29 protein-coding genes are annotated in these 26228 nt (G+C 57.7%); 13 read left to right on the forward strand and 16 right to left on the reverse strand.

What is annotated here, in order from left to right; translation table 11 throughout:
- Positions 1 to 55 precede the first annotated feature (55 nt).
- Positions 56 to 1387 carry a DUF2254 domain-containing protein gene (locus IE105_RS11950; RefSeq protein WP_189498777.1) on the forward strand — a complete coding sequence of 444 codons (1332 nt, stop codon included), beginning with the start codon at positions 56 to 58 and terminating at the stop codon, positions 1385 to 1387.
- Here the strand turns inward: IE105_RS11950 and IE105_RS11955 are convergent.
- The 8 genes from IE105_RS11955 to IE105_RS11990 all read right to left on the reverse strand — a co-directional run bounded on the left by IE105_RS11955 (position 1371) and on the right by IE105_RS11990 (position 8990).
- Complete coding sequence (locus IE105_RS11955) at positions 1371 to 3410, reverse strand: TonB-dependent receptor (RefSeq protein WP_189498779.1); 2040 nt, start codon at positions 3408 to 3410, stop codon at positions 1371 to 1373. The two genes, IE105_RS11950 and IE105_RS11955, sit on opposite strands and share 17 nt — an antisense overlap.
- A gap of 75 nt (positions 3411 to 3485) precedes the next feature.
- A complete protein-coding gene (locus IE105_RS11960) occupies positions 3486 to 3782 on the reverse strand; it encodes a hypothetical protein (protein WP_189498781.1) in 297 nt (98 codons plus the stop codon).
- A gap of 51 nt (positions 3783 to 3833) precedes the next feature.
- A complete protein-coding gene (locus IE105_RS11965; RefSeq protein WP_189498783.1) occupies positions 3834 to 5168 on the reverse strand; it encodes a cation:proton antiporter in 1335 nt (444 codons plus the stop codon).
- A 77-nt stretch (positions 5169 to 5245) separates the two neighbouring features.
- Positions 5246 to 5794: a hypothetical protein gene (locus IE105_RS11970; RefSeq protein ID WP_189498785.1), complete on the reverse strand. Its 549-nt coding sequence runs from the start codon at positions 5792 to 5794 to the stop codon at positions 5246 to 5248.
- 20 nt (positions 5795 to 5814) lie between these two features.
- Positions 5815 to 6501, reverse strand: a complete 687-nt coding sequence (locus IE105_RS11975) for a DUF4167 domain-containing protein (protein WP_189498787.1) — start codon at positions 6499 to 6501, stop codon at positions 5815 to 5817.
- A 220-nt stretch (positions 6502 to 6721) separates the two neighbouring features.
- Positions 6722 to 7639: a peptide chain release factor N(5)-glutamine methyltransferase gene (prmC, locus tag IE105_RS11980; RefSeq protein WP_189498788.1), complete on the reverse strand. Its 918-nt coding sequence runs from the start codon at positions 7637 to 7639 to the stop codon at positions 6722 to 6724.
- A gap of 36 nt (positions 7640 to 7675) precedes the next feature.
- Positions 7676 to 8182 carry a thioredoxin domain-containing protein gene (locus tag IE105_RS11985; RefSeq protein WP_189498790.1) on the reverse strand — a complete coding sequence of 169 codons (507 nt, stop codon included), beginning with the start codon at positions 8180 to 8182 and terminating at the stop codon, positions 7676 to 7678.
- Positions 8183 to 8246: 64 nt separating this feature from the next.
- Positions 8247 to 8990 (reverse strand): alpha/beta hydrolase, encoded by a 744-nt coding sequence (locus IE105_RS11990; RefSeq protein ID WP_189498792.1) that lies wholly within the window; start codon positions 8988 to 8990, stop codon positions 8247 to 8249.
- Between the two features lie 14 nt (positions 8991 to 9004).
- Between IE105_RS11990 and IE105_RS11995 the strand changes: the two genes are divergently transcribed.
- From IE105_RS11995 to rplT, 4 genes are all read left to right on the forward strand, one after another.
- Positions 9005 to 10129, forward strand: a complete 1125-nt coding sequence (locus tag IE105_RS11995; protein ID WP_189498793.1) for a glycosyltransferase family 4 protein — start codon at positions 9005 to 9007, stop codon at positions 10127 to 10129.
- A 140-nt stretch (positions 10130 to 10269) separates the two neighbouring features.
- Positions 10270 to 10809, forward strand: a complete 540-nt coding sequence (gene infC / locus IE105_RS12000; protein WP_189498929.1) for a translation initiation factor IF-3 — start codon at positions 10270 to 10272, stop codon at positions 10807 to 10809.
- 322 nt (positions 10810 to 11131) lie between these two features.
- Complete coding sequence (gene rpmI, locus IE105_RS12005; RefSeq protein WP_189498795.1) at positions 11132 to 11344, forward strand: 50S ribosomal protein L35; 213 nt, start codon at positions 11132 to 11134, stop codon at positions 11342 to 11344.
- A 12-nt stretch (positions 11345 to 11356) separates the two neighbouring features.
- Positions 11357 to 11734 carry a 50S ribosomal protein L20 gene (gene rplT, locus IE105_RS12010; RefSeq protein WP_189498797.1) on the forward strand — a complete coding sequence of 126 codons (378 nt, stop codon included), beginning with the start codon at positions 11357 to 11359 and terminating at the stop codon, positions 11732 to 11734.
- 104 nt (positions 11735 to 11838) lie between these two features.
- Here rplT and IE105_RS12015 read toward each other — a convergent pair whose 3' ends face one another.
- The gene (locus tag IE105_RS12015; protein WP_189498799.1) at positions 11839 to 13371 is read right to left on the reverse strand and encodes a hypothetical protein; all 1533 of its coding nucleotides are present in this window, start codon (positions 13369 to 13371) and stop codon (positions 11839 to 11841) included.
- Between the two features lie 219 nt (positions 13372 to 13590).
- Here IE105_RS12015 and ffh point away from each other — a divergent pair, with 219 nt between their 5' ends.
- A complete protein-coding gene (gene ffh, locus IE105_RS12020) occupies positions 13591 to 15189 on the forward strand; it encodes a signal recognition particle protein (protein ID WP_189498801.1) in 1599 nt (532 codons plus the stop codon).
- A gap of 49 nt (positions 15190 to 15238) precedes the next feature.
- Entirely contained in the window at positions 15239 to 15760 is a 522-nt protein-coding gene (gene rpsP / locus IE105_RS15710) for a 30S ribosomal protein S16 (RefSeq protein WP_189498803.1), read from the forward strand.
- Positions 15761 to 15866: 106 nt separating this feature from the next.
- Here rpsP and IE105_RS12030 read toward each other — a convergent pair whose 3' ends face one another.
- The 6 genes from IE105_RS12030 to IE105_RS12055 form a co-directional block, all read right to left on the reverse strand.
- Positions 15867 to 16523 (reverse strand): nitroreductase, encoded by a 657-nt coding sequence (locus tag IE105_RS12030; protein ID WP_189498805.1) that lies wholly within the window; start codon positions 16521 to 16523, stop codon positions 15867 to 15869.
- 106 nt (positions 16524 to 16629) lie between these two features.
- Entirely contained in the window at positions 16630 to 17094 is a 465-nt protein-coding gene (locus tag IE105_RS12035) for a hypothetical protein (protein WP_189498807.1), read from the reverse strand.
- A 61-nt stretch (positions 17095 to 17155) separates the two neighbouring features.
- The gene (locus IE105_RS12040) at positions 17156 to 18547 is read right to left on the reverse strand and encodes a phosphotransferase family protein (RefSeq protein WP_189498809.1); all 1392 of its coding nucleotides are present in this window, start codon (positions 18545 to 18547) and stop codon (positions 17156 to 17158) included.
- A 114-nt stretch (positions 18548 to 18661) separates the two neighbouring features.
- A complete protein-coding gene (locus IE105_RS12045; RefSeq protein ID WP_189498811.1) occupies positions 18662 to 19444 on the reverse strand; it encodes an enoyl-CoA hydratase/isomerase family protein in 783 nt (260 codons plus the stop codon).
- A gap of 3 nt (positions 19445 to 19447) precedes the next feature.
- Entirely contained in the window at positions 19448 to 20572 is a 1125-nt protein-coding gene (locus IE105_RS12050; RefSeq protein ID WP_189498813.1) for a CaiB/BaiF CoA transferase family protein, read from the reverse strand.
- A 142-nt stretch (positions 20573 to 20714) separates the two neighbouring features.
- Positions 20715 to 21761, reverse strand: coding sequence for a phosphotransferase family protein (locus IE105_RS12055; protein ID WP_233354135.1), 1047 nt, complete (start codon positions 21759 to 21761; stop codon positions 20715 to 20717).
- Between the two features lie 31 nt (positions 21762 to 21792).
- Here IE105_RS12055 and IE105_RS12060 point away from each other — a divergent pair, with 31 nt between their 5' ends.
- Together IE105_RS12060 and IE105_RS12065 are read left to right on the forward strand one after the other, a co-directional pair.
- Positions 21793 to 22527 carry an SDR family NAD(P)-dependent oxidoreductase gene (locus IE105_RS12060; protein ID WP_189498814.1) on the forward strand — a complete coding sequence of 245 codons (735 nt, stop codon included), beginning with the start codon at positions 21793 to 21795 and terminating at the stop codon, positions 22525 to 22527.
- A gap of 19 nt (positions 22528 to 22546) precedes the next feature.
- A complete protein-coding gene (locus IE105_RS12065; protein ID WP_189498816.1) occupies positions 22547 to 23113 on the forward strand; it encodes a 5-formyltetrahydrofolate cyclo-ligase in 567 nt (188 codons plus the stop codon).
- 11 nt (positions 23114 to 23124) lie between these two features.
- On the opposite strand, the gene IE105_RS12070 is transcribed toward IE105_RS12065, so the two are convergent.
- Positions 23125 to 23970 (reverse strand): hypothetical protein, encoded by an 846-nt coding sequence (locus IE105_RS12070; RefSeq protein WP_189498818.1) that lies wholly within the window; start codon positions 23968 to 23970, stop codon positions 23125 to 23127.
- A gap of 20 nt (positions 23971 to 23990) precedes the next feature.
- Here IE105_RS12070 and IE105_RS12075 point away from each other — a divergent pair, with 20 nt between their 5' ends.
- Genes IE105_RS12075 through IE105_RS12090 form a run of 4 tightly spaced genes read left to right on the forward strand, consistent with a single transcriptional unit; the run spans position 23991 to position 26216 of the window.
- Positions 23991 to 24713 (forward strand): ComF family protein, encoded by a 723-nt coding sequence (locus IE105_RS12075; RefSeq protein WP_189498820.1) that lies wholly within the window; start codon positions 23991 to 23993, stop codon positions 24711 to 24713.
- 36 nt (positions 24714 to 24749) lie between these two features.
- Positions 24750 to 25010: a glutaredoxin 3 gene (gene grxC / locus IE105_RS12080; RefSeq protein ID WP_233354136.1), complete on the forward strand. Its 261-nt coding sequence runs from the start codon at positions 24750 to 24752 to the stop codon at positions 25008 to 25010.
- Positions 25011 to 25026: 16 nt separating this feature from the next.
- On the forward strand, positions 25027 to 25818 hold the full coding sequence (locus tag IE105_RS12085; RefSeq protein ID WP_189498822.1) for a carbon-nitrogen hydrolase family protein: 792 nt from the start codon (positions 25027 to 25029) through the stop codon (positions 25816 to 25818).
- The gene (locus tag IE105_RS12090) at positions 25815 to 26216 is read left to right on the forward strand and encodes a DUF1178 family protein (protein ID WP_189498824.1); all 402 of its coding nucleotides are present in this window, start codon (positions 25815 to 25817) and stop codon (positions 26214 to 26216) included. The genes IE105_RS12085 and IE105_RS12090 overlap by 4 nt, the downstream gene beginning before the upstream one ends.
- Positions 26217 to 26228 lie beyond the last annotated feature (12 nt).

The raw sequence follows: 26228 nt of genomic DNA on the forward strand, positions 1-26228 counted from the left end.
CAAGATTAGGCCTTGTGACACCGCAGGCTGGGGTAATGAGGGCACAGACCGCGCTATGACACAGAACGGAAACGCGTCACTCCCAGAGCGGATCATCATAATACTCCGTAGTTTCTGGGCCAAGCCCATCATGGCGGTTTTATTTGCAACGGGCTTATTGTCCCTGACATTGTGGTTGGATCACGCAGGCCTGTCCGCCCGCATCGGGGCCATGCCGTGGCCGTTTTCGATGACCGGTGAAACAGCCAAAGAAGCCGCGACGAGCCTCGCCGGGATTGTCACGGCGCTTCTCGTTTTATTCTTTTCGATCACGCTGATTGTTCTCACCTTAGCCTCCAGTAGCCTGGGCGTGCGACTTATTGATCGCTGGATTGCGAACCGGACGATCCAGACCAGCCTATCCTTGCTCCTCGCCTTATTGACCTATTCAATTCTTTTAATTGGTGCGGTTGATCCGAGCGGTGTCGATGACCGTATTCCGCGCCTGTCCGTCTTGACCCTGATGGGGTGGCTTGTGCTGACGCTTGTCTGGCTGGCCTACGCGTTCCATCATCTGTCGCGGCGGATACATGTCGACACGTCCATCGTCGAAATTGGCCACGATCTGCGCGATGATCTCACAAGTATTTGCGCGTATACTGTTGCGACGTCACAGGTTCCAGAGACCCCCGCGATAGAGATTTACGCGCCGAAAACCGGTTATGTTGAGCATATTAATTTGGATCAATTGATTAAACTCTGTCGCAACCAAGATGTTCGGGTCCAGCTCAACTGTCAGGAGGGAGACTTTCTATTCCAAGGCGATGCTCTGTTACGCATTTGGCCTCAGGGCGCCTCTGGCGATATCGCCGACACCCATCAACGTGTGATCTCCAAAGCCGTCTCCGTCGGGGGCTTTAGAACAGATCGTCAGGGCGCCCGGTTCAGAACCATGCTCCTTGCGGAAATCGCGGCGCGCGCGATGTCCCCCGCCGTGAATGACTATTATACGGCCTATACCTGTATCGACCATTTGGCGGGTGCCTTCGCGCCGTTTCTCGCCAATGCCGCACTTGATGGATGGATGGTGGATGAAGACGGGCGTCCGGTTTTAGCGCTTAATCGCCGCCCGACGCCCGCGCTGTTAGATAACCCGCTGCGCATTATCCGCCATTGCGTTGCGCCTTATCCGGCGATGTCGCTGTATATGGGGTGGGTCTTGGTGCGTCTGATCGATCAATGCGCGCAGACCCTTGATGCAGAGTTTCTAGAGGCACAGCTCTCCCAACTGGTCCGCGCCGCATTGGATAATACCGACCTGACGGAAGACCGCGACGCGCTCAAAGCCTTGCTTGACGCGCCGCGGGATCATGAGGGTATTTTAGAACGCCTTAAAGCTTCGCGCTGACTGTGAATCGCACGTTTCGACCCGGCAAGGGCACCGTGTCTTTCAGAAACGAGGTGTGCTGACGGGCGTCTCTATCAAGTAGGTTGTGGACCCCGACGGCAAAGGTCATGCGATCACCAAAGCGATATGTGCTGAATAGATTGACCAATGTATAGCTCTGCGTTGCCCGCTCGAAGGCCGCCGTACGGTCCTGCCTGTCGTTCCAATCCACTTCGGCCCGTAAGGACAGATTATCTGTCTTGGCTTCCACGCCTGCGAGGATCGAAAGCGGCGGGATACGCGGTAAGTCTCCGGCGTCAGTCTCCGCCCGCACATATTCCGCCAATCCGTCAACGGAGGCGGACCAAGTTCGTCCCGTGTAGAGGTCCAGCGCGCCTTGCACTTCGAAGCCATAAAATTTGGCGTCAGCGGCGGTGGACTGGAAGACGGGCAATCCATCTTCTTCCGCGCCTGTTTCCCGATTGAAAATAAAGTCCTCGTAATCGGTATAGAACAGATTGACCGTCAGGGAATGACTGCCTTCACGGTGGCGGAACGCGAGCTCACCGCCTGTCGAAACCTCTTTACCTAATGTCGCATCCCCCACTTCGAACGCTTCGGTGGCGAGGTGCGGGCCGTTCGAAAATAATTCCTCTGTTGAGGGCGCGCGCTCAGACCGGAAGACTGTGCCGCCAATGCGGATGGCATCATTGATGTGCCGGTCGAGGCCGACCGAGACGGATAGTGCCGTGAAATCAACGTCGCGATTGAGCGTATCATCCGTTTGCTGGGTGACTTCGATCCGACCCGCCCCCTCAAGGTGCAAGGGGCCCTGTTCCCACTCATGGAACGTATAGGCGGCATATTGCTTTGTGGTTGTCGGCGGGACAAAGGCTTCGTCGCCGATTGCGGCGAAATCGCGCGTACGGAGTTGCACCCCATGCGCGGCCGTCCAATTGCCGCGTTCGGCTTGGATCAATTCTGCGCGGGCTTCGAACCCTTCATTGGTGAAGACTGTGCCGACGACGCCCGGGCCTTCAAATTCGGTATGTGTATAATCAGCATAGCCGCCAAAGACCTGAAAGCGCTCAAACAGACCGTCCATGTCGACGCTACCATTGACGTCAATCCGGGTTTGGCGAAGGCCGATGGTGACGTTTTCGTCTTCCTCTTCGCCGCCCTCGCCATGATCTTCATCGTCATGACCCTCATCCTCATCCTCATGCGCGTGTCCGCCGGGGATGCCGTAATCTGATTCAGAGCGGTGAAGGGCCGCGCCAAATTTTGCGCGTTCGCCGATCCAGCTTAATCCGATTGTGCCGGATTGGCTTTCAACGAAACTATTGGGCAGGCGGCCCCGGACTTCGGCCTCTTCTTCCGCGCGCAATGCGGCGCTCTCGGCAAAGTCGGGGATACGGTAATCATTGGCGTTACGGGTCGTCCCGTCGAGATGAAGGGCGAAATTATTGCCAATGGCTTGATCAATTGAGGCGGCGGCTTCGAACCCACTATCGACGCTGCTCGCGCTCATCCGCAGGTTCGCTTCGGTGCCATCAGGCATCACGTCGGGAATGCGCTCATCAATGACATTGACGATCCCGCCTGCGCCAGAACTGCCGTAGCGCAGCACACCGGCACCGCGTAAAATTTCAATCCGTTCCGCTTGTGCCGGTTCAACCGAGACGGCGTGGTCAGGGGAGGCGGAGGACGCATCGATGGACCCGATACCATTGGTCAACACACGGACCCGGTCCGATCCTTGACCGCGAATGATTGGACGTGAGGCGCCTGCGCCAAAGAAGGTCGAGGACAGGCCGGGCTCATATTTCAGCGTTTCGCCGATGGATGACGCTAAGCGTTGATCCAGATCAGCCCCGCTAATGACGGAAACGCCTGTAATGGCTTCGTCAACAGAGCGGGCGAGAGGGGAGCCTGTGACGATAATTTCGTCTTCAAACGGGAGTGTGTCTTGGGCGTGTGCTGAAACGGCAAGGGACAGGCTCAACAGAGCCACTTGGGCAGAACCCAGAAGATATTTGGACATGGAATAGACTTCACAAAAGAGAATAAGGTCAGGCCGCACCCAAGAAGGCGGGGGCCGAGATAAACGTGTGTGAGTCTAGTGGGGTGGGGCTCGCGGCGGCGGGGCACGGGCCGGATGCGTGCTATCAAAAGCGACGGTTTTGGTTGGACTGAGCGTAACGACCGGGGTTTCAACAGCTGGAATTGTCGTTGTTTCCAGCGGCACAGGCGTGACGGCCACATCTTTGCCCAAAACAGACACAGAACAGGCGACGCCGTCGTGCGCGTGGTTTGTGCCAAACTCGACAGTGTGCGCCGACGCCATACCCTGCGCGAACAGGAATAAAGCGGCAAACAGGACGGCAAGCGTCTTGATATGCGGGAAACGGATCACAAACGTTATCTAATCACATTGAAGGGCCAGATCAAGTCGGCAGAGTCAGCCTTACATCAACGTCGGATCGACATATTTCTCGACCACTTTTTTGATCGTGAGGCCCTGCACAATGATTGAGAAAATCACGATGCCGTAGGTCGCGGTGAGAATCAGCGGTTTATACTCATTATCCGGCAGGCTCAGCGCCAGCGCGACAGAGATACCCCCGCGCACACCGCCCCACGTCAACACGGGGATCGCGCCTTTGGTAAAGGTCTTGAATGTGCCGAGTGTTTTCATTGGCACGTAAACGGCGCAGAGGCGCGCCATTAAGACGAGCGGAATCGCCATCAGCGTGATCAGCCCGAATTGCGGTGACAGACCCAATACGAGCAGTTCCAATCCGATTAGCAAGAACAGCACGGAATTGAGAATTTCGTCGATCATTTCCCAAAATCCGAACAGCGCCGTGCGGGTGTTTTCACTCATCGCGAAAGCGGCGCCGCGATTGCCGATCATCAGGCCCGCGACAACAACCGCGATGGGGCCTGAGAGGTGATGGCCGAGAATATCAATGCGCTGCGCGATGGCATAGGTGCCAGCAACGAGGGCAAGGCTGATCAAGATTTCAATCGCCGCTTCGTCGATCCGCTCCATCATATGATAGCCGACCCACCCGGCGATCAAGCCGAGGGCAGCGCCGCCAACAGCGTCGACCATAAACAGCTCGACTACGTCCCATACGCCGATACCCGCTCCGGGCGCAGTGGCCATGATCGGTCCGGCGAATAAGGTTGGTTCCAACATCGCATGCGCCGCCGCCCCGCCTGTCGCGATCGCGAGAATTAGCGTGAAAATGACCACGCCGACCCCATCATTAAACAGGCTCTCGCCCGCAATTTTCGTCTCCAGCGTTTTGGGCATTTTGACCGTTTTGAGAATCGACAACACGGCCACCGGATCGGTCGGGCTAATCAAAGCGCCGAATACGAGTGCCCAGATATAGGGGAGCTCGACGTTGAATAGGTCGGCCAGCAACCAGAACCCCGTGCCGACAATAAAGGTCGACATCACAACGCCCAAAGTGGCCATGAGGCCAATCGACCATTTCGCGCTTTTCAGCTTGGCAAAATCGACATGGAGCGCGCCCGCAAACAGCAAGAATCCGAGCATGCCCTTCATCAGGGTTTCGTTGAAATCAATCTGCCCGATGGCGCCGATTAGCGTTTCATAGACTTGCAGGCCGGGGATGACAGCGTGCAGCGCAATCACAAGAAACGACGCCACAAGCGCCATGACCAACAGGCCAATTGTGTGCGGGAGTTTGAGGTAAGCCCGGTTAAACCAGGACAGCACTGCCGAGAGCACGAGGAGCAGGGCAGCAATTTCGAATAAGGACAACATGGGCACTGCTAGCAGAGGTGGGACAGGGAGGGGAAGCCGTCCTTTTTAAATTTTAGACGGATGAGCGCGGTAATTTCTCACGCAGTTTTGCGCCGCACCATTTCAAAACTGATAAATGACGTGCCAATGGATAGGGCGAGAAGTGATAGCGATAAAAGCAGATATCGAACGAGACGGTATAGTTGCAAGTAATAGTCGAAGACTCTGTCGTAGTAAGCGAAGTCAAACTTAGACAGTAAGGAGGCAAGCTCAACCATCTTTGCGGGTGTGTTGAGGCTCTGAAGACGCAGTTTCGATGCTTCTTTATCCTTAAAGTATTGACCCTCCGATTTTGCTGCTTCGGATAGAGCAACCACAAATGGATGATTCTTCAATTCTGGCTGCGCAGAATACATTAAGGCGGTCATCACCCTATTAGAAAAGTCGAGTTCAGCTGAAATGAGCGCCTCTTGATCAGCCGTTTTATCTAAATTGAGAATAAACCGGTAATCATGCCGGAGATTTATATAAAGCCCGTTTTCCGTGATGAGCGGGTTTAAGCCGTCCACTTTGTTGAACGTTAAAGCACCAAGCATGGCGCTGATCGCCAAAAGTGCGCAGCTCAGAATGAGCGACGCGCGGACCATATTTTGTCAGAGCTTTACAGTTACTCCGCAGCGGCGGGCGCGTCCGTCTCTTTCGGACGGGCAGGCGCACGGCGGCGACGTTTGGGTTTTTCGTCAGCGTCGGCTGTGGGGGCGTCTGTTGATGTGTCAGCCGATTTTTCAGCCACTTTGCGCGGTTTACGCTTCGGCTTCTCTTCAACGACGACGGTCGGCGTGTCGCTAGACGCGGTCTCGTCCCGCGTTGCGGTGGGCTGATCGGATGTGTCGTCATCCCGGCGCGGACGACGGGTGCGGGTCGGACGACGGGTCTCGCCCTCATCCGTCTCACTGCGGGTGTTATGGCTGTCGCCGCGCGAGTTTTGGGTCTCGTTGCGGTTGCTGTTATTATTATTGTTGGAATTATTATCGTTGCGATCATTCCGCTCATTGCGTTTGGCATCGCGGGCTTCGCGCGCTTCCCGTTCGGCTTCGCGTGCGGCTTCTTGCTCGTTCATAAGGCGCAGATAATGCTCCCCATGTTGGCGGAGGCTTTCGGCCTTGACCCGATTGCCCGCTAATTTGGCGTCGCTGGCGAGTTGGGTGTATTTTTCATAGATCGTGGACACATTGCCGCGAACTTTCACATCCGGTCCATTGGATTCCATGGATCGATTGGAATTGTTCCGGTTGTTGTTGCTATTGTTATTATTATTGCCGGTATTGCGATTACGGCCGCGTTGACGCTTCATCGATTTTTCCTGAACACGCTTGGGACGACAAGGGGCGCGAATTGCCGCGCTAAGTCCATCCGTGAGTGGTTGGGTCGACGTGGAAACAGAAGTTCGGGACAGAATGTCCGGCGGATATCCAACCGTGTCGACTAAGTTTTGCCTAACACCCAAGCTTGTGATGTCAAAGCGGTTTTTCAGGCGGATTTGGTTTTATCCCCGACCGATATCGGTCTTGCGCTTAAATTTGGCCGCAAACGACGCGGTCAAGGCCCGCCGGGTCAAGGATAATCCGTACATGACGGTAGCCAGATGCCAGAAATAGGGTCCTGACTGCGTCGCCCTGATCAAAGCCGATCTCGACACCCAGCCACCCCTCGGGTCGAAGAAATGCCCGCGCGCCGGGAATTAAAATCCGATACGGATCGAGTCCATCGACGCCGCCGTGCAGCGCGCCGTCAGGGTCATGTGCGCTGACTTCGCGGTCAAGCGCGGCCATGGCGGCGGTCGTGATATAAGGCGGATTGCTGAGGATCGCGTCGACGGGGCGGGCGGGAAGGTCATTAAACCAGTCAGACTGTAAGAATGTGAGGCGGTCCGTCACGCCATGCGCCTTCGCATTGCGCCGCGCGGTGCGGAGCGCGGCAGGGTCTCGGTCTGTCGCGAGCCCTGTCGCGTTCGGCCGTTCACAGAGCAGGGAAACCGCGAGCGCGCCGGACCCAGTGCCGAGGTCGATCAGGGACGGGGCCTTGATGTCGCGGATCGCCGTGAGGGCCGCGAGCAGTAACACTTCCGTATCCCCGCGCGGGGAGAGGACATGATCGACCGCGAAGCGGCGACCATAAAAGTCCCGCCAGCCCAAAATACGGTCCACCGGTTCTCCGTTTAAGCGGCGATCCGTGGCAGCATTCAGGGCTTGGCGGTGTTCGGCGGGGACAGGTGCAGCCCCGGTCATGACATAGTCGGCGTGGGTCAAGCCGCTCAGGCCGAGCAGTAAGTCGAGCGCGTCCTCATCCGCAAAGGGGAGGTCCGCCGCCGCGAACTGTTGGGCCATGGCCCGTTTGATCGCGCGATAGGTCAAACCCGAAGAGAGACTAGATGATGTGCGTTGATCCAGCGGGGACGGATCGTTTGACGGGGGAGGGGGAGGCGCGGACATAGGCGCGCCATAAAGACAGTTTAAGGTCTCGGCAAATTAAGAGGCGGCGAGCGCCGCTTTGATTTTTGCGGCAATTAACGCGGCGTCATCGGCTTTGGTCACTTTGGACAACACACGCGCGTCATCGACATCAACCAGCAAGAGCCAGCCTGTCTTGATCGCGCCGTCCAGTTCCGCACGAACGGCGGCTTCAACACCCGCGGCTGCGGCTTGGGCGTAGAAATTATCCGCATTTTTGTCCGTATAGTCGAGGGTCACGAATTCAACGCCCGGTATCGGGCCCATCGCTTGGACCGCTTTGATCTTCGGGTCGAGGATTTTGCAGCTGCTACACCAATCGGCATAGACGAGTACGGCTTTGGTCTTGGTTTCCACCTTCATCGTATCAGCGGTCATTGGCATGTCGTTCGTCGCCATGGGCGCCTCAACGATTTGCACAACAGCGGAGGTTCCCGTGTCTGCGCTGTCTGTTGCATTAGAACAGGCGGTAAGCATCAGGGCAGCGCCAATGAGGCTGGCGGGTAGGATCAAGGCGTTTTTCATGGGAGTCTCCAGTCTGTTGTATGTCCCATAGGCTGTTATTAGTCGGGCCTTCATCACAGGCGCGTCACAGTTGCGTCAGCACGGCGCTCAAAGCGGTCCAGAGGCGGTCCAAGTCCTGCGGACGGGACAGCGAATGATCGCCCCCTTTGACCACGGTGTAGCCAACCCGGTCGCTTGTCAGCGCGTTGATGATAAGGCGGGAGTGATCCGGGGAGACGACGGGATCGTCTGCGCCTTGTAGAATTTCAACAGGCCCTTCAAAGTCAATGGGTCCGTCGAGGATTTGCTGGGCGCGCCCATCCTCTATCAATGCCCGGGAATAGGCATAGGGTTCGTCATAATCAGACGGTTCATAGACGATGCCGTCCTCGATCAGCATTTGGCGCTTATGATCGTCCCATCCGGCCCAGACCATTTTTTCGGTAAAGTCCGGTGCGGGGTTGATGAGGACAAGGCCTTTGACAGCGTCCGGGCGGGCTAGCGCCGCCAGCAGTGACGCCCAACCGCCCATTGAGGATCCAATTAGCACGGTCCCGCCCGTCCCGTACCGGTCGATCATCGCCGTCACGTCCGACGCCCAGCGCGAGATTGTGCCGTCCGTAAATTCGCCCTCGCTTTGGCCATGACCAAAATAATCGAACCGGATATAGGCTTGGCCAGCCGCTTCGCACTGATCCGCCAGAAAGACAGCTTTGCTGCCCTCCATGTCGGATTTCAGGCCGCCGCACCAAATGATCATCGGCCCGTGGCCGTCCACACGATGATAGGCGAGGTCTGTGCCCTGATGCTTGATGTACTGCGCGTCCATGCTACGGCCCTTTTGTGTCGAACGATCATCCATACAATGTCCTGCAGGTCTTGCCAGAGTTGGATGCGGGCGGGGTAGAGCGCACGACCGTCGAAGTCGCGGATGCGTTAATCGCGGCGGGTCATGGGGCGTTTGTTGTCAGTGGCGGCGGGCGTTTGGTGCACAAACTGACCAAGACCGGGGCGACACATTTTACCGCTAATGTCGGTTCGAAACGCCTGCTGAGCTATCCGTGGCGGGTCGCTGCGATTCGCAAATTGATCGTGATGAATAAGATTGATGTGGTCCATGCCCGCTCGCGCGCACCCGCATGGGCGGCGTGGCGCGCCGCGATCGCCGAAGGCGTGCCCTTTGTGACGACCTATCACGGCATCTATAATGAGGGTTTTCCCGGTAAACGGCGCTATAATTCGATTATGGCGCGCGGCGATCTGGTGATTGCCAACTCGCAATTTACGGCGGACCATATCAAAACCACGCATAAGACGCCGGAGGCGCGAATCCGGGTTATTCCACGCGGCGTCGACATGGCGATGTTTGATCCGAAAGCCGTGTCTCCGGGCCGAATCGAAGCGGTCTGGAACAAATGGCATATCAACCCGGATGACCGGGTGATTTTTCTGCCGGCGCGGCTGACGCGGTGGAAAGGGCAGACGGTTGCGATCCGCGCCCTGTCGCGACTTCCTGAAGATACGGTGCTGGTCTGTGTGGGGGATCCGCAAGGGCGCGATGCCTATGTGGCGGAGCTACGCGCGCTGGCCGACAAGCTTGGCGTCGCGGGACGATTGCGCATACCGGGTCACGAAGTGGATATGCCCGCCGCCTTTATGGCTGCGGATCGTGTCACCACACCGTCAACCGACCCGGAAGCGTTCGGACGCACGGCTGCGGAAGCCCAAGCGATGGGCCGCTGGGTTGTGGCCTCTAACCATGGCGGTGCCGTCGATGTGGTCGAAGACGGCGTCTATGGTGCCTTGGTGGAACCGGGCGATGATACGGCATTGGCGCGGGCCTTATTGGGCGTGCCCGGCACCTATGATCGGCAGGCGGCCCGCACCCGAATTGCCGACCGTTTTTCCAAGCAGGCGTTGCAGGCCGCAACCCTGATGGTCTACCGAGAGGCCCTTTCACGGCCATAAGCGGTGAAAACACGGTAAAAACGGACCATTTTGCCCCTGAATATGCTTGAAAACTGATACTATCACGGCCATATCCGGCCCTTGAGCGGGATTACCCGCAAACTATTGATCGCGCGATCGCTACCTAGGAGAGTTACCCCATCGCCAGACGTCCCCATGCCGCCCAGCCGGCCAAGAAGCCAAAAGGCCCGCGTACCAACCGCGAAATCACATCCGCAAACGTTCTTCTTATTACTGAAGACGGCGAGAAGAGGGGCATTGTGCCACTCGCAGACGCGCTTGCCGCCGCGCAGCGTGCAGGGCTAGACTTGGTCGAAGTTGCTCCGGGCGAAACGCCTGTCTGTAAAGTGTTGGATTACGGTAAGATGCGCTTTGAAGCGCAGAAGAAAAAAGCGGCCAACCGCAAGAGCCAGCGTACATCGTCTCTGAAAGAGATTAAGATGCGCCCGAACATCGATACGCATGACTATATGGTCAAGACGAAGAAGATGAACGAATTCTTTGAACGCGGCGATAAAGTTAAAGTCACCGTTCGCTTCCGCGGCCGTGAAATGGCGCACATGGACCGGGGCACAAGCCTCCTCGCCCGTGTTCGCGATGATTTCGAAGAGACCGCCAAAGTCGAATTCGCGCCAAAGACCGAAGGTCGGTTGATGGTTATGGTGATGGCGCCCCGCTAGATTCGCGTCCCCGTAAGGGGTCTAAGGCTCGTAAAACGAGGCGTCGCAAATCTTGTTCTTCAGAACATGCGCCCCAAGGGGCGCACGTCTTTCGTCTGATTAAAGACATTTGTTACAGACACCCGAAATGCCCCTGCCTCGCAAAGAGCACGGCCAACACTTTACCTGCCCACCCGCTCTTGAAACGACTCTCAACTCCTGTATAGGCGCGAGCCTGCTCCTCTGAGGGGCCCGTGAGGGCTGTTCTTATGGGGTGGACGACGCAACCGGGCCAAAGTGGCATTTGCCCGGCCGTCGAGAACTCAAACGAACGGAGAAAACAATGCCCAAGATGAAAACGAAGTCTGGAGCGAAGAAACGCTTTAAGATTACGAAAAGCGGCAAGGTCCTCGCGGGCCAAGCTGGTAAACGCCACGGTATGATCAAGCGGTCTAATGACCAGATCCGCCGCCTGCGCGGGACGGTCGTGATGGCCGATTGTGACGCCAAAGTCGTCAAAAAGAAATTCATGCCTTACGGCAAGAAGAAGAAATAGGAGGGCGCACAGATGTCACGAGTTAAACGCGGCGTAACCAAGCACGCCCGCCACAAAAAAATTATCGACCAAGCCAAAGGCTATCGCGGTCGTCGTAAAAACACATTTCGTATGGCCAATCAGGCCGTCGAAAAAGCCGGCCAGTACGCCTATATCGGCCGTAAGCTGAAAAAGCGTCAGTTCCGCGCCCTGTGGATCCAACGGATCAACGCAGCCGCTCGCGAACACGGTCTGACATATAGCCGCTTCATGGAAGGTCTCAGCAAAGCCGAGATTAGCCTTGATCGCAAAGTTCTGTCCGACATGGCCGCCAATGAGCCAGAAGCCTTTAAGGCGCTGGCTGAAACAGCCAAGAAGCACCACACGCAGCCGCACACAGTGTCTGCTTAAGTCTTCTAATAAATTGAATTTGAAAGGCTCGCTTCGGCGGGCCTTTTTTTATGGGCGTTTCAGGGTGTTATCGCTAGGGTGTCGTGACCGGGCTGTGTCACCCCCTACTCTCGCTCCGCTCGCTCTGCCGCCACATTGCCGCGCAACCGTTCAATGACCCATTTATCGCCTGCGGTCTCTTTCCAGCGTGCGGCACTGTCGAGAACGCGGTCCGCATGTTCGAAGCGGTTTTCATAGATCAACGCCGGGATCATCATCATCGCCGCGTGCGGGAGGCGTAAGTGGGTGTTGCGCGCTTGAAGCCAATCCAGTGATATTTGCGCGCCAGGCGAGATGTTTTGCGTGACGGGCAAGCTGACCGCGACGCGAAATAAGTGCAATTCTGCATCATCAGGACGCGCGGCGAGGCCTTGAATCGCGGCGGCTTCGGCCGCGTCCCACAGGCTCTGCTCACTTTGCCGCTCTGAGACGCGGCCATAGGCGGTTTTGGCGCGTATTTTTAAGGCGCGTGCATGATCTGGGGTTCGCGCTAATATCCGGTCAATCGCGGCATCTGATCCGTCCCAATCTGTGACCCGCCACGCCCGAAGGGCCCGGGCGAGATCAAGCGCATTGGTCTCAACCGGCGCGGTGAGGCGCGCCCGCAGGGCGATCATCTGTTCATAGGTGAGGTCGGTATCCGGCCCGTGTGTCAGGACGAGCCGCAGGCGGTTTGCGATCAAAGCTTGCGGGCTTGGCGTGGTCGTGATGATGGCGGAGGCCGGGGCCGCAGCGGACGCCAACGGACCGAGCCGCACGCCGCCCCCTTCACGGATAATATCTTCGCGCACCCGGGTTTCCAGAGGATCATAGCGCAGGCCGAACGCCTGCTCGAAACTATCTTCACTATCAATGTTTGGTGCCCAACCATCGACGAAACGGTGCACGCGCGCGAGGCCTTCGGGTTGATCCATGACGAAATGGGCCAGCGCCCAGCTTTGCCCGTAATAGATACGTTGCGCGCGAGACGGCGGTCCCGATGAGGCGAACCGGAAATCCGGGTATTTCGCCATATTCTCGATCACCGTGCGCATCGGTAGCCAGGTTTGATTGTCTGTCAGCGGGTCTTGTTCTGGCAAAGCTCGCCCAAAGGTCGCGCGCCCATCCGCGCCCCGCGCATAGGTCGCATAATATTCTGCCAAGCCTTCCCCGAGCCAGACAGGTAATTTTCGGGCGTAACGTGTTTCTAAAATATGGTGGACCACCTCGTGGCGTAGCACCAAGCGCAATCCGTTGGGGTCCAGCGCGTTGGACAATAAATGACCGGGCTCGGTTCTGTGGCCGACAATAATGTCGTGCCCGGCCGCGCTTTGCAGATAAATCGCGGCTGTCACCCCGCCGGGCGTGATCGCTGCAAAGGTCTTGGGATCGTCAATGATATTGAGGCGGAGGGGCTCGGTCACGACCGTTTGCGTCAGGCCTAAGTCTTCGATCACGGCGCGTTGGAATGTTTCTAAATCAGACAGAATGTCCGCGGCATCAACAGGCGCATCGGAGATGAGGGAAAAATTATCGGACTGCGCGGCGACGCCTTGCGCAAGAGCGCTCTGGGTCAAAGCGGCCCATACGAGCGTGATGAAGAAGAAAATGCGTGTCATGAAGTGATAGAGTAACGTCACTTTTGACGCGGATCAAATGACGGATGCGTTAGCCACGCCTGCGAATTGACATCCGGCCTTACGGTCGGTATGGCCCGCTTTCTTTCGCGCAGACCTATTGTTTGCGCTCCGCGCTGTGCATGATGCAGACGGAGTCCCGGAGCCGACGAGTTTTCGTTCGCTGCGGCTCTTTGCGTTGTGCCGATGATGAGGTGAGCTTTGTTTGAAGCTTTAGGTGATAGACTAACCGGCGTCTTTGACACGCTGACGGGCCGTGGCGCGCTAAGCGAGCGGGACGTGGATGCTGCCATGCGCGAAATTCGCAAGGCGCTGCTCGAAGCAGACGTCGCCTTGCCTGTCGTCAAAGACTTTGTCGCCAAAGTCCGGACCGAAACTGTTGGCGAAAAAGTCATCCGCGCCGTTAAGCCGGGCCAACAAGTCGTCAAAATTGTTAATGACGCGCTGATCCAAATGCTGGGCGGCACCTTGTCCGACGACGATGCCGATATGGCCGCCGTCCGCAAGTCCGCCGAATTGAACCTCAACGCTAAACCGCCCGTCGTCATCTTAATGGCTGGTCTGCAAGGCTCTGGTAAAACGACCACGACTGGTAAGTTGGCGCTGTTCCTCAAAGACCGCGCCAAGAAAAAGGTCATGCTGGCGTCGCTCGACACCAACCGTCCGGCGGCGATGGAACAGCTCGGCATGCTGGCGGAAAAATCCGGCGCGGGCTTCTTACCCATCATTAAAGACCAAAGCCCGACCGAGATTACAACGCGCGCGCTCAAAGAAGCAGCCAAGGGCGGCTATGACGTGCTGTTCCTCGATACGGCGGGCCGGACCACGATCAACGAAGAATTGATGGCCGATGTCATCGCGGTCGCGCGGATTGCGAAGCCGACAGAAACGCTGCTCGTCGCGGATGCGTTGACGGGCCAAGATGCGGTTGAGACGGCGCGGCGCTTTAACGACGCCTTGCCGCTGACGGGTCTCGTCCTCACTCGGATTGACGGCGATGGGCGCGGCGGGGCGGCGCTCTCCATGAAGGCCGTCACCGGCCTACCGATCAAATTCCTCGGTACGGGCGAAAAACTCGATGGGCTGGAAGCGTTTGACGCGGAACGGCTGGCGGGCCGCATTTTGGGCCAAGGCGATGTTGTCGCGCTGGTTGAAAAAGCAACCGCGCTGATCGACGAAAAAGAAGCGGCTATCGCTGCAGAGCGCATGTCCAAGGGTCAGTTTGATCTGAATGACCTCGCCAATCAGCTCGGACAAATGTCCAAGCTCGGCGGCATGGGCGGGATCATGAAGCTTATGCCCGGCATGGGTAAGATGAAGAAGCAACTCGATGCGGCGGGTGGCATGGATGATAAGCTCCTTGTCCGCCAACGCGCGATCATCATGTCGATGACCCAGTGGGAACGCAAAAACCCGAAATTGATTAAAGCCTCGCGTAAAAAACGCATCGCGGCGGGGTCCGGCATGGACGTCTCCGAGGTCAATAAACTCCTTAAAATGCATCGCCAAATGTCCGACATGATGAAGAAAATGGGCAAGGGTGGCATGGCCGGAATGGCGGCGCAAATGGCGGGAATGCCCGGCATGCCGAAAGGCATGATGAAGGGTATGGGCGGTAAAGGTGGCGGCATGCCAGACCTTGCTGGCATGGACCCGGCCGAGCTTGAAGAGCTCAAGAAACAAATGGGATCAGGCGGTTTGCCAGGTCTCGGTAAATTACCGGGATTGGGCGGCGCAAAGCTGCCGGGTCTTGGTGGCGGCTTCCCCGGTTTGGGCGGCGGACCGAAATTCAAAAAATAATCGAAATCAATTCACTTAATTCAACAGACCAAACTCAAGGAAAACTCTCATGGCTCTGAAACTTCGTCTCGCGCGTCACGGCGCAAAAAAGCGTCCTTATTACCGTATCGTTGTCGCTGACTCGCGCTCCCCGCGTGATGGCCGCTTCATCGAAATCGTTGGCCGCTATAACCCTATGTTGGCGAAAGACAGCGAAGATCGCGTACAGCTGGACGTCGATCGGATCAAAGAATGGCTCGGCAAGGGCGCACGCCCAACAGACCGTGTTGCTCGCTTCCTCGGCGCCGCAGGCCTGTGGGAATGGAAAAACGGCAATAACCCTGAAAAAGGCAAGCCTGGTACCAAAGCGCTAGAGCGTATCGAAGACAAAAAAGACAAAGCCGAAGCGCGCGCCGAAGCTGAAAAAGAAGCCAAAGAAGCGGCTGCCGAAGCGAAAAAAGCGGCTGCGGAAGCGGCTAAAGAAGCTGCCGCTGCTGCAAAAGCCGCTGAAGCTGAAGCGGCTGCGGCCCCGAAAGAAGACGCGCCTGCAGAAGACGCGCCTAAGACTGAAGAGCCTAAGGCTGAAGAATAGTCGACTTTTCGTCGACCCCGAATTGAGAAAGGCCGCTCTTCGGAGCGGCCTTTCTTTATGGTGTTAGTGCGTTGTGAGCCCAATGATGGGGCCGGGTATTAGCGCCTTAAAAAAACGTCACGCCCTGATCCAGCGCCACCCGGTCCGTCCGGCACATATTGGACGGATGATCATCGACGTAACCAAAGCTCATCCCGAACAGGATGCCGCGCGATTCCGGAATATTCAGTAGCTCTTTGACTGGGCCCGGGAACTGTCCCAGCGCGCCCTGCATACAGGACTGGATACCGTTTTCTTCCAGCAGCAGGCTGAGTGTCTGGGCGTAAATGCCCATATCGACCGCGCCCATGATGCCGAGATACTTTTCCATCGTGAAGAACACCCCGTGTGGCGCGCCGAAAAACTGCCAGTTGCGACCCATCGCCTGCATCCGGGCGGGCTTGTCTTCGCGGGCAATGCCCATCGCGCCGTAAAGCGCCATAGCGGAGCCCCATTGGCGATCTTTATGCTCATCTTGATATTTGACGTTCCACGCAAATTCCGGCGACGGCGGCTTACCGCTCATCACTTCGGCTAACATCGCGTTTGACACTTTGTCTTTCATCTCACCCGAGACGACCATGACTTGCCACGGCTGTGTGTTGCAATTGGAGGCGGCTTTCAGGCTTTGCTCGAAAATACGATTGAGCAAATCTTGCGGCACCGGATCGGGTTTAAACCCACGGGCGGAATAACGGGAATCGAGGAGTGTTGCTATTGTCATGCAAAAGGCCTTAGCGCGCGGATAAGCGTGACGCCAAGACCTCTTGCGGTTCCATCAGGAATGTATCGGGAATGTGCTCTGCGTCAAAACGTTTGTCGGATTGCGCCTAGCTCTGCGCCCACGCTACCATCTGTTCTAGCGCGCCAATCATCTGCGCTTTTGATTGACCGAACTCGGCTTCACTCTTGGCACCAAGGGCGCAGTTATTCACGATGATGACGTGATCCATATAGAGCTTATTTTTATCCATCGTTGAGGTGTGAAAGCCTTGGCGCATGGCGGCCAGGGTGGTGGCGGTCAATTCGTCCATCTTCTCTTTCGTGTAGCCGAACGCTTTGCCCTGCTGATAGTTCTGGGCCATTCCGGCTTCGGCCAGTTTTGCCTGCGCGTTGGAATATTTGGTCAAGGCGTCAACCACGACCGCGCGTTGCGGGCCTTTGGTACGCGTGTCGCGTTTGATCGTATCCGCGGACAATTCACTCCACAGCGCGCAATTAGCGGGTTTCTCTTGGGCAAGCGCGGGTGTTGCGAACGCGACTGTCGCCGCAAGGATAAGAAGAACGCGTTTCATGGGAAGTCCTTTGGAAAGTGTCGGGTGGTCAGTATCATGGACATAAGAAGACCGGAATATCTCAACCGGATTTTTCGTGGATCCACAGATGTTGGGCGGCGCTAAGGCCATGATAAGTCGGTTGATCAATGCTCAATCGTTCGAGCACGGACAGGCGTAAATGATTAAATAGCGCCGGCGTTCGCCAATCGAGCGACCCATCTGCCAAGCCATCGCAGAGCCCATCCGGCTTTAGTCGGAGCGCTTTTAAACGGTCACGGCGTGCAAACGCAAAGTCGCGGCCCATTTGTGCTTCGCGCGATAATTGTGCAATCAAGTTGGCCGCAATGCGCGATTGGAACCGGTCGCGACCAGAGGCTTTGGGGGTGACTTCGGAGTCGTTCCACTCCGACAGGGCGGTGATCATCTCGGTCAAACTAGTTTGTCCGGTTTGCGTCGCGCGGGCGGGGATCGACAGGGGCGCAAGCCTGTCAGCTGCGAGCGCTTCAATACCCGCGAGTAAGAGCAGAAGGTCGATTTCAACCTCGCTAATGCGGCGGCCAATCGCGGCGCGCTCAATCGACCGTTCGGTGCCGTCACGCCAATCCCCCAGCATCGTCATACAGGCCGAGCCCCAGAACAAGGTTGTCAGCACGCGCCAGAATTGAAAGCGCGCATGATCGACAGTCCGTCCGGACGCGCTCTCGTACGCGTTGATAAAGGGAGCGATCTCACCAATGCCGCCGACGGGCTTGTCACGGCGTCCAAACCGCCAGCTCGGCGCGCAAATATAGGCTAAGTCCTGATGCGGATCGCCCAAATGCGCGATTTCCCAATCCAGTACGGCGGTCAGTCCGTGTTCGTCGATGAGCAAATTACCCATGCGAAAATCGCCATGCACCAGCACTGGCGGATCGTAGGCGGGCGGGCAATTTTCGCGCAGCCACCGGAACGCGAGCTCATAGACCGGGCGGCGCTCCCCGATGGCGGCGTAGGCGGTGTGATAACTGTCGATCAAGTCTGCCGCCCCCGCCGTCGGCACATCCGCAGGCAAGGCGTCCAGAGAAATAGCGTGGATCGCGGCCATCTCTTGAGCCAAACGGTCTGGTAGCGCGGCAAGAACGGGGGCCATGCCGTCCATTTTAAACAGGCGGGGCGGCAAGGCTTCGCCGGGCAGGCGCGCCATCACATAGGCTGCGCCAATGGGGCTATCCGGCGCAAAAATGTGGCGAACTTCGGGGGCTGTGACGCCGTTGTTGCGCGCCGTTTCAATGAGCGCGGCTTCAGTCGAAAGCGCAATCCCACCGATCCCCGTGTTCGTCTCTGCGCCTCCCGGCGCACGGCGCAGGATCAACGCCGCATCCCCCGCATTGAACGCCCAGCTCTCCATTGACGCGCCCGCCGTGAGGCGGTGGAGGTTGGTGATCGGCGCGTTCAGGGCGGAGGAGAGTGCGCTGGCAATGGAGTCGGTCATAGGTCTCACTTCACCTCACATTAATTGCGCAACATTTGGTCCGCCCGCGTGCCTCGCGGCCGGCCATTATTTTCGATTATTAATCGAAGATTTCGACGCGATGCGACGACCCACTCACCGGCCTTTAAATTCGGCTTTCCGTTTTTGCACAAAGGCCATGATGCCTTCTTTTGAATCTTCTGAATTCGCGACTCTCATTTGATATTCGGATTCCAAACGCGCCGTTTGCTCTTGGCTCGACGTCGCCGCCTCGCGCATAATTTTTTTCAGATAGCGCAGCGAGAGCGGGGCTTTTTCAGCGAGGCTATGCGCCCAGGTGACGGCCTCCATCCGCAAGTCAGCCGCCGGCACGACTTTATTGACCATGCCCATGTCGAGACAGGTTTGCGCATCTAGTCGGGTGCCTTCGGCCATTGCGGCGAAGGCGCGTTTATAGCCGAGGTGGTGGAGATAGAACCAGCTCGCGCCGCCATCCGGGACAAGACCAATGCCGATGAAAGGCGAAAACACGGTGGCGTCATCGGCCATCACGGCGAGGTCTGACCCGAGCGCGAGGCCGAGCGCCACGCCGCCGGCAAAGCCGTTAATCGCGGCGATATAGATCTTGTCAGACTTGGCCACGCCGTCGACGAGGGGTTTGTAATCCCGGATTGAATTATCAAAAAGGCCGTTCTCGGGAGTGCCGCCGAGGCCCTCTTTGAGGTCGGTTCCAGAGGAAAAGGCGCGGCCTGATCCTGTGAGGACGACAATACGGACATTATCGTCTTTTTCGGCTTTTTCTTGTGCCGCTAGCATCGCGCCGCGCAGGGCCTTGTTCATGGCGTTCATCGCTTCGGGACGGTTCAGTGTAATGATGGCGACGTGGCCGTCAGTTTCATATTGGACGAGATCAGACATTATTTACTCCGTAAGAATTTTAGCGGCGATGAGCGAGGCGACTTTCGCGGCGTCATACCCGAGCATGGTGGTGATGTCTGCGCGCGCGCCATTGATCGCGGGGAGAACTGGGTCGGCCATAGCGTAATCATTACCAAACACCGGGGCCGGGCGCGAATGCACAAATGGACCATGTTGTTTTAGACCGCCGCGTGCGCGGTTCTGCGGGTGATCCGCCGCTTCGATATAGTCGAGCACGGGCGACGTGCAGGCGTCAGTGCCATCGAAGATCGCGGCCCACTCATCGCGCGTTTTGGTTTTGAAGACCGCCTCTAACTTGGTGTGTTGGGCCGCGTGTTCGCGCTTATCCATTTGCCCGCCAAAGTCAGCCGGATCGACCTCAATGAGGCGGAGGAACTCGGCGAAAAATTGCGGTTCGATACAGCCGACGGCCATGAATTTTTCATCCGACGTTTCGTAACAGCGGTAAAACGGCATACCGCCATCCAGCAGATTGGCTTCGCGTTCGGGTTTCCATTGGCCAAGGCCCGCGAGCGAATGGAACATGCTCATCATACTATTGACCCCGTCGATCATCGCGGCGTCGATGACTTCGCCTTTGCCCGTCCGTTCGGCTTGTAAAAGCGCGGCCAGCATCCCCATGACGAGGAACATCGTGCCGCCGCCATAATCGCCGATCAGGTTAAGCGGCGGTGTCGGGGGTTCACCCTTTTTGCCCATCGCGCCCAAGGCGCCTGTGATCGAAATATAATTGAGATCATGTCCGGCTGTCTTGGCCCAAGGTCCCGTCTGTCCCCAGCCCGTCATCCGGCCATAGACCAGCTTGGCGTTGACCGCGTGACAGGCGTCCGGCCCGATCCCCAACCGCTCGACAACGCCGGGGCGCAAGCCCTCAATGAGGGCGTCGGATGTGGCGACAAGGTCCAAGAGGACTTGCGCGCCTTCGGGTTTGCGGAGGTCAATCGTGATCGAGGTCTTGCCGCGATCATGCACGGTCGGTATCGCAAAACCCGGACGGTTAATGAGGATCACCTCTGCGCCCATATCGGAGAGTAGCATACCCGCGTAGGGGCCGGGGCCGATCCCCGCGAGTTCAATGATCCGATAGCCTGAAAGGGGTTTGCTCATGGAGCCATTGTGGCGGAAGCGGGCGTGAGCGGCAAGCCGGGGGGGGAGGCTTATCGGGGGTGTGATGCTTGGAGCGTTTCAATTTTCGATCCAGCTTTCGAAAATAGCGGAAAGCCGAACGGTTACACCGTTCGTTACCGATTTACGCCGCGGTCATCCGTGCGGCCCGATCAAACAAGGCGATTGTGGCCGCGTGTAACCGCTCGCCCACAGCTTTCGGCGCGCGTCCGGCGAGGCTGCGCGCATAGGTGCCTTCGAGCAATATGCCGAGTTTGTAGCAGGCCAAAACGCCAAACCACGTCGCGCTATCCAGCGATCGGCTTGTCCGTTGCCCATAATGAGCGATCAGTGTGTCGATATCGGGAAAGCCGTCCCACGGGGTGATCTCCATTCCGACCGTGTCGCGACCGAGTGGGTCAGGCCATGTCGCGATGATCCAACCCAAGTCTAAACGGGGGTCGCCCATCGTCGCGAGCTCCCAATCGATCAGCGCCGCCAGTTCGCCGCTCTGATGCTCAAACATCGTATTGGCGAGGTGGCAGTCCCCGTGAATAAGTCCGGGGCGGTAATCCGTCGGGCGATTGCGCTCAAGCCAGTCGGCCACACGGTCTACGCCGCAAGCGAGACCGGGCCACGCGTCCACACGGGAGTAGCCCTCGAGTTGCGCCTGCCAGCGCCCAACTTGGCGTTCGAGAAAGCCGTCGGGTTGACCGAAATTTGGAAGTTCAGCATTGACTTCGGCTAACGCGGCCAGACTTTCCACATAAGACAGCCCCATGCGGGAGCGCACCGTGGGGTCGCTGGCGTGAAAGGCGGGGAGGCCTTCGCTCGGATTAAAGCCGTCGATAGGCTCCATGAGGAGGAACGCATACCCCAACTGGTTCTCATCGGGTTCGCTCGCGATGAGTCCGGGATGAGGCACCGATGTGCCCTGTAACGCGCCCAGAACCCGCGCTTCGCGGCGCATCACGTCGTGGCTTTCTTTGCGGGGCGTCGGCGGTGGACGGCGGAAGATATAATCGCGACCGCCGCGCGTGAGGCGTAATAAGATATTTTGCGTCCCGCCTGTGAGCGGCGTCACCGCCGTAAACGCGCCATACCCAAGGTGCTGGTGATCCATCCAATCGATCAGCGCTCCGAGATCGACAAACGGTTTCAATTCATCTGGCAATTGGAGCGGTTGGCCCATAGATGTGTGTCTCGGGATTTAGGAACTCAGGATGGATACAGACTTTAGCGGTCAAACCGTGCTTGTCATTGGCGGAAGCTCCGGCATCGGTAATGGGATGGCGCAGGCTTTTGCGGCGCGTGGCGCGACTGTCCATGTTTGGGGCACGCGCAACGGCGTAGAAGATTATACGACCACCGCCGGGTCGAACCTGACTGGTCTGATCTATTCGCAAGTCGATGTATCGGACCGCGCCGCGATTGACGCCTATGTGCCGACGTTTGAGACGCTCGATGTATTGATCTGCTGTCAGGGGATCGTGCGGTATGGGCGCGAAGAATTCACGCGTCCGGGCTGGGACGCGGTGATGGATGTAAACATCACGTCGGTCATGGATTGCGCCAATCGGTTTCACGACATGCTCGCGAACAATAAGGGCAAAATCATCATCGTTAGCTCGGTCTCTGGCTATCAAAGTAATCGCGGAAATCCGGCCTATGCGGCCTCGAAAGCGGCGGCTGTGTCCTTGACGAAAAGCCTCGGCGAGGCGTGGGCGCGGGATAATATTCGGGTCAATGGCATCGCGCCGGGCTTGGTCGATACAAAATTGACCGCTGTGACGACCCAAAATGAAGAGCGGATGACAGCGGCCTTGCGCGCGATTCCGTTACGCCGCGCGGGAACACCGGATGAATTGGCGGGGGCCGCGATCTTTCTTGCCAGCCCGCTTTCGTCCTATGTGGTCGGCGAAACGATTATTGTTGATGGCGGGCTAACGCTCTCGTGACACAGATAAGGATAAGAGCATGAGCATCGCCACGCGAAAGCAACAGGCGCGAGACCGCGCGCGGGAGACGCGTGCTAGCCTAACCGCGAACCCCAATGATTTTGTCCGGCATTGGCCCGGCATGGAATCGTCGGCTGTGATAGCCGGTTACTGGCCGATCAAGGATGAAGCAGATGTGCGGCCTTTGCTCGAGAAGCTCGCGCAAACCCACACGATTGTCCTACCCGTGACGCCGCGCGACCGGTTGAAACTCTCGTTTCGGCGCTGGACGCCGGGATGCGCGATGAAGACGGGGCCGTTCGGGACGTCCCATCCTGTCGGTGAGCTTGGCGATGGACGCGGTCCGGCAGTGCCAGATGTGGTGATGGTGCCGATGTTGGCATTCACCAAACAGGGCGATCGTTTGGGGTATGGCGGGGGGTATTACGATGCCACGCTGGCGGCGCTCTTGTCTGAAAATCCGGCGTTGCGAACGGTCGGCGTCGCCTATGCGGGGCAAGGCGTGAAGCTGCTACCAACGGAAGCAACCGATGTGCCGCTCGATCATATTTTGACTGAAAAAGGCCTCATCACCACACATGTTTGATGGACGTTGTCTTAGTCATCATCCCGAATAGACCGGAGCGCGTCATGGAGGCCGACTTTGGCCGACCCGGGCTTGAGCGGTTTTTGCTGGCTTTCATGCGGGGCCCATCCGGTCATCCAGACGATTTCCCACGACATTGGCATCGGCGCCTCAGGCGCGGGCCGGAGGTGTGTCTCAATATCTCGGAGCAGGTGCGGCGCAGGGCGCGTATTCCGGTCACACAGCGCATTGGTCAGGCCGAGATCGCGTAGATCGCCCGCCAATGTTTCCACTTTGCGGTAATGCACCGTGAACCGGTCGCTATCTGTCACGGGTAAAGCGAGGCCAATATGGCCGAGCAGTTGCGCCGCCGCTCGAACTTCGATCATCGGATGAATGCGCGGTGTAGGCGACCCGATCCGGTCCGTATCAATCGCGTATAGCGCATGGCGAAGCTCGTTTAAGCTGCCGCCGCCGATGAGGCTCGCAACGAACAATCCGTCCGTGACCAGCATCGCGTGAACGCCGTGCATCCAACCGCCCACCGCATTGACCGATTGTAGATGCAGCAAGCTGATGACCAGATCATAATCCTGCTCGCCAGCCCGTTCGTTTGTCTGTGGCGGTGTTTCCAACCAATCAAAGGATGCGATCTTCGTTGCGTCTGGCAGAACCTTCATAATCAGCTCGCGCCAATCGAACGGTCCGATCAAACAGGCGCGGGCGAAGGGGCGTTTGATGTCGAGTAAGCGCTCGCAGAGATCATCAACAACACGCTCAATTAGGAACGGGGTGCTACGGGACTGCCGCTGACGCGCCCGGGCAATCCGCAGGGTTTGTGCTGTTTCATTAAAGAGTGTGACTTGCGGGGTTGGCATGGTCAGGCGATAGTCTCGCTATGGCTTGGTTGCAATCACGCTTGGTAGAGATGGGACGTTTGGTCGTGGATACGGTGCTGCCGCCGACCGATGACACAGATATTTTCGACACGCTGACGTTTTTGGATGATCCTTGTTGTGCATCCTGCGGCTATCCCTTTGATCATCAGATGAGCGGTATCAGCGCGTTTGACCTGCAGTGTGCGCGCTGCTTGGCGCGCCGTCCGGCCTATGCGACGGCCCGCGCGGCGCTGCAATATGATGCGGCCTCGCGAAAACTGGTGCTGGCGTTCAAACATGGGGGCCATACGGATCGGCTCCACACGTTCGCGGCACAGATGCACCGCGCCGGACGGACGGCGCTCGCTCATGCGGATTATATCATGCCTGTGCCGTTGCACCGGACGCGTCTGATGAAGCGACGGTTCAACCAATCAGCGCTGTTGGCGCGGGCGCTCTCAACCCGCTGTGGTGTTCCGATGGACGCGCATTCTCTGTTGCGGGCCAAGCGCACACCGAGCCAAGGCGGCCTCTCAGCCAAGGGGCGATACCGCAATGTGCAGGGCGCATTTATAGTACAAAACCCAGAGCAGATCATCGGCAAACGGCTAGTTTTGATTGATGATGTGATGACGACGGGCGCGACGCTCGGCGCTTGTGCGCGGACTCTGAAACGGGCAGGCGCAGCCCGTGTTGATGCGATCTGTCTTGCCCGCGTTGTAAAGCCGCTTGCGACCCCTTAAATTCAGGCGGATAATCGATTGAAAAGGAATTAATCCATGGCTGCTAAAGTCGAAATGTATAGCAAAGTCTTCTGTCCCTTTTGCATCCGCGCCCAAGCGTTGTTGGAACGCAAGGGCGTCAAAGTCATTGTTATTCCGGCCGCCAATGACAAAGCGAAACGTGCGGAAATGAACCAGCGCTCGAATGGCCGGAATACGTTCCCGCAAGTGTTCATTAATGGCAAACATGTCGGCGGGTCGGATGAACTGGCCGCGCTGGAACGCGCCGGCAAACTTGACGCCTTGCTGGCCGGTTAAGGCGCTCTCGCAAACAATGAAAACCGCTCTGATACAATTGACCTCCGGGACGGACCCGGAGGAGAATTATAAGACCGTCGCCGCGATGGCGCGTCAGACCGATGCGGACTTTATCCTGACACCTGAAATGACGCCATTGTTGGAAAAAGACGCTGCGGCACTCAGGACGGCTGTACGACCGGAAGCGGAGACAATTGCGCCGTATCGGGAGTTGGCAAAGCGGCGCGGTATCCACTTTTTACTGGGCTCAGCCGCAATTTTACGCCGCGATGGTAAGATTGCCAATCGCTCCGTTCTAATCGACTCTGATGGGCAGGTGAGCGCGCGCTACGACAAGATTAACCTGTTTGAAGCAGCGCTGCCGAACGGCGAAAACTACCGCGAAAGCGATAGCTATGCGGCGGGGGAAACGCCGATGATCGCGAAAGTCGGAGACTTAAGCGTCGGTCTTTCCATTTGCTATGATCTCCGATTCCCCGCGCTTTATTCGCGTTACGCGGGCGAAGGCGTCGATGTCATGACCGCGCCGTCGGCGTTCACCCGGGCCACGGGCAAGGCGCATTGGGAAACACTGTTGCGCGCCCGGGCGATTGAAAGCGGGGCTTGGGTTTTGGCGCCGGCGCAAGGCGGGCATCATGCGGATGGCCGTCGGACGTGGGGCCGCACGATGGCCATTACGCCGTGGGGCGAGGTGGCCGGCGTGCTCGATCATGATGAACCCGGCATTCTGGAGATCACACTTGACCGCAAACAGGTGGCCGACGCCCGTGCGCGGATTCCGGCGTGGCGGCAGCGCTCCGGCGGATGATTAAATATGACCTCAGATGCGAGCATGACCACGGCTTTGAAGGCTGGTTTGGATCGTCGGTTGATTATGATGATCAGGCGGCAGCGGGATTATTAGTCTGTCCCGAATGCGGGTCACAGCAGATTGAAAAAGCCATCATGGCCCCCGCTGTGCGGCGGTCGGATAAAACCGCGGCTATTGCTGCGGCTATTCGTACTGAGATTGCCAATAATTGCGATGATGTCGGCGATAGCTTTACCGAAGAAGCTCGCGCGATGTTCTATGGCGACGCGCCTTCACGCGGTATTTATGGTCAGGCGACGCCGCAACAGGCCAAAGACATGGCGGAAGAAGGTATCCCCGCGCTGCCCCTGCCGAACATCCTCGACCCGAAACGGGCGAAGGGTAAATTGAATTAAGGCGGCGTCTCG

Origin of the sequence: Algimonas arctica, assembly GCF_014652695.1 — a bacterium.
Lineage (GTDB): Bacteria > Pseudomonadota > Alphaproteobacteria > Caulobacterales > Maricaulaceae > Litorimonas > Litorimonas arctica.

Coding starts and splice junctions, on each gene's coding strand:
- rplT (WP_189498797.1), top strand. CDS start 11,357: ATGTCACGAGTTAAACGCGGCGTAACCAAGCACGCCCGCCACAAAAAA.
- IE105_RS12070 (WP_189498818.1), bottom strand. CDS start 23,970: ATGCCAACCCCGCAAGTCACACTCTTTAATGAAACAGCACAAACCCTG.
- prmC (WP_189498788.1), bottom strand. CDS start 7,639: ATGTCCGCGCCTCCCCCTCCCCCGTCAAACGATCCGTCCCCGCTGGAT.
- IE105_RS12015 (WP_189498799.1), bottom strand. CDS start 13,371: ATGACACGCATTTTCTTCTTCATCACGCTCGTATGGGCCGCTTTGACC.
- IE105_RS12040 (WP_189498809.1), bottom strand. CDS start 18,547: ATGACCGACTCCATTGCCAGCGCACTCTCCTCCGCCCTGAACGCGCCG.
- IE105_RS11975 (WP_189498787.1), bottom strand. CDS start 6,501: ATGAAGCGTCAACGCGGCCGTAATCGCAATACCGGCAATAATAATAAC.
- IE105_RS11965 (WP_189498783.1), bottom strand. CDS start 5,168: ATGTTGTCCTTATTCGAAATTGCTGCCCTGCTCCTCGTGCTCTCGGCA.
- IE105_RS12085 (WP_189498822.1), top strand. CDS start 25,027: ATGAAAACCGCTCTGATACAATTGACCTCCGGGACGGACCCGGAGGAG.
- rpsP (WP_189498803.1), top strand. CDS start 15,239: ATGGCTCTGAAACTTCGTCTCGCGCGTCACGGCGCAAAAAAGCGTCCT.
- IE105_RS11990 (WP_189498792.1), bottom strand. CDS start 8,990: ATGGACGCGCAGTACATCAAGCATCAGGGCACAGACCTCGCCTATCAT.
- IE105_RS12090 (WP_189498824.1), top strand. CDS start 25,815: ATGATTAAATATGACCTCAGATGCGAGCATGACCACGGCTTTGAAGGC.
- IE105_RS12060 (WP_189498814.1), top strand. CDS start 21,793: ATGGATACAGACTTTAGCGGTCAAACCGTGCTTGTCATTGGCGGAAGC.
- IE105_RS11970 (WP_189498785.1), bottom strand. CDS start 5,794: ATGGTCCGCGCGTCGCTCATTCTGAGCTGCGCACTTTTGGCGATCAGC.
- IE105_RS12065 (WP_189498816.1), top strand. CDS start 22,547: ATGAGCATCGCCACGCGAAAGCAACAGGCGCGAGACCGCGCGCGGGAG.
- grxC (WP_233354136.1), top strand. CDS start 24,750: ATGGCTGCTAAAGTCGAAATGTATAGCAAAGTCTTCTGTCCCTTTTGC.
- rpmI (WP_189498795.1), top strand. CDS start 11,132: ATGCCCAAGATGAAAACGAAGTCTGGAGCGAAGAAACGCTTTAAGATT.
- IE105_RS12050 (WP_189498813.1), bottom strand. CDS start 20,572: ATGAGCAAACCCCTTTCAGGCTATCGGATCATTGAACTCGCGGGGATC.
- IE105_RS12030 (WP_189498805.1), bottom strand. CDS start 16,523: ATGACAATAGCAACACTCCTCGATTCCCGTTATTCCGCCCGTGGGTTT.
- IE105_RS11950 (WP_189498777.1), top strand. CDS start 56: ATGACACAGAACGGAAACGCGTCACTCCCAGAGCGGATCATCATAATA.
- IE105_RS12055 (WP_233354135.1), bottom strand. CDS start 21,761: ATGGGCCAACCGCTCCAATTGCCAGATGAATTGAAACCGTTTGTCGAT.
- IE105_RS12075 (WP_189498820.1), top strand. CDS start 23,991: ATGGCTTGGTTGCAATCACGCTTGGTAGAGATGGGACGTTTGGTCGTG.
- IE105_RS12035 (WP_189498807.1), bottom strand. CDS start 17,094: ATGAAACGCGTTCTTCTTATCCTTGCGGCGACAGTCGCGTTCGCAACA.
- IE105_RS11985 (WP_189498790.1), bottom strand. CDS start 8,182: ATGAAAAACGCCTTGATCCTACCCGCCAGCCTCATTGGCGCTGCCCTG.
- IE105_RS11955 (WP_189498779.1), bottom strand. CDS start 3,410: ATGTCCAAATATCTTCTGGGTTCTGCCCAAGTGGCTCTGTTGAGCCTG.
- IE105_RS12045 (WP_189498811.1), bottom strand. CDS start 19,444: ATGTCTGATCTCGTCCAATATGAAACTGACGGCCACGTCGCCATCATT.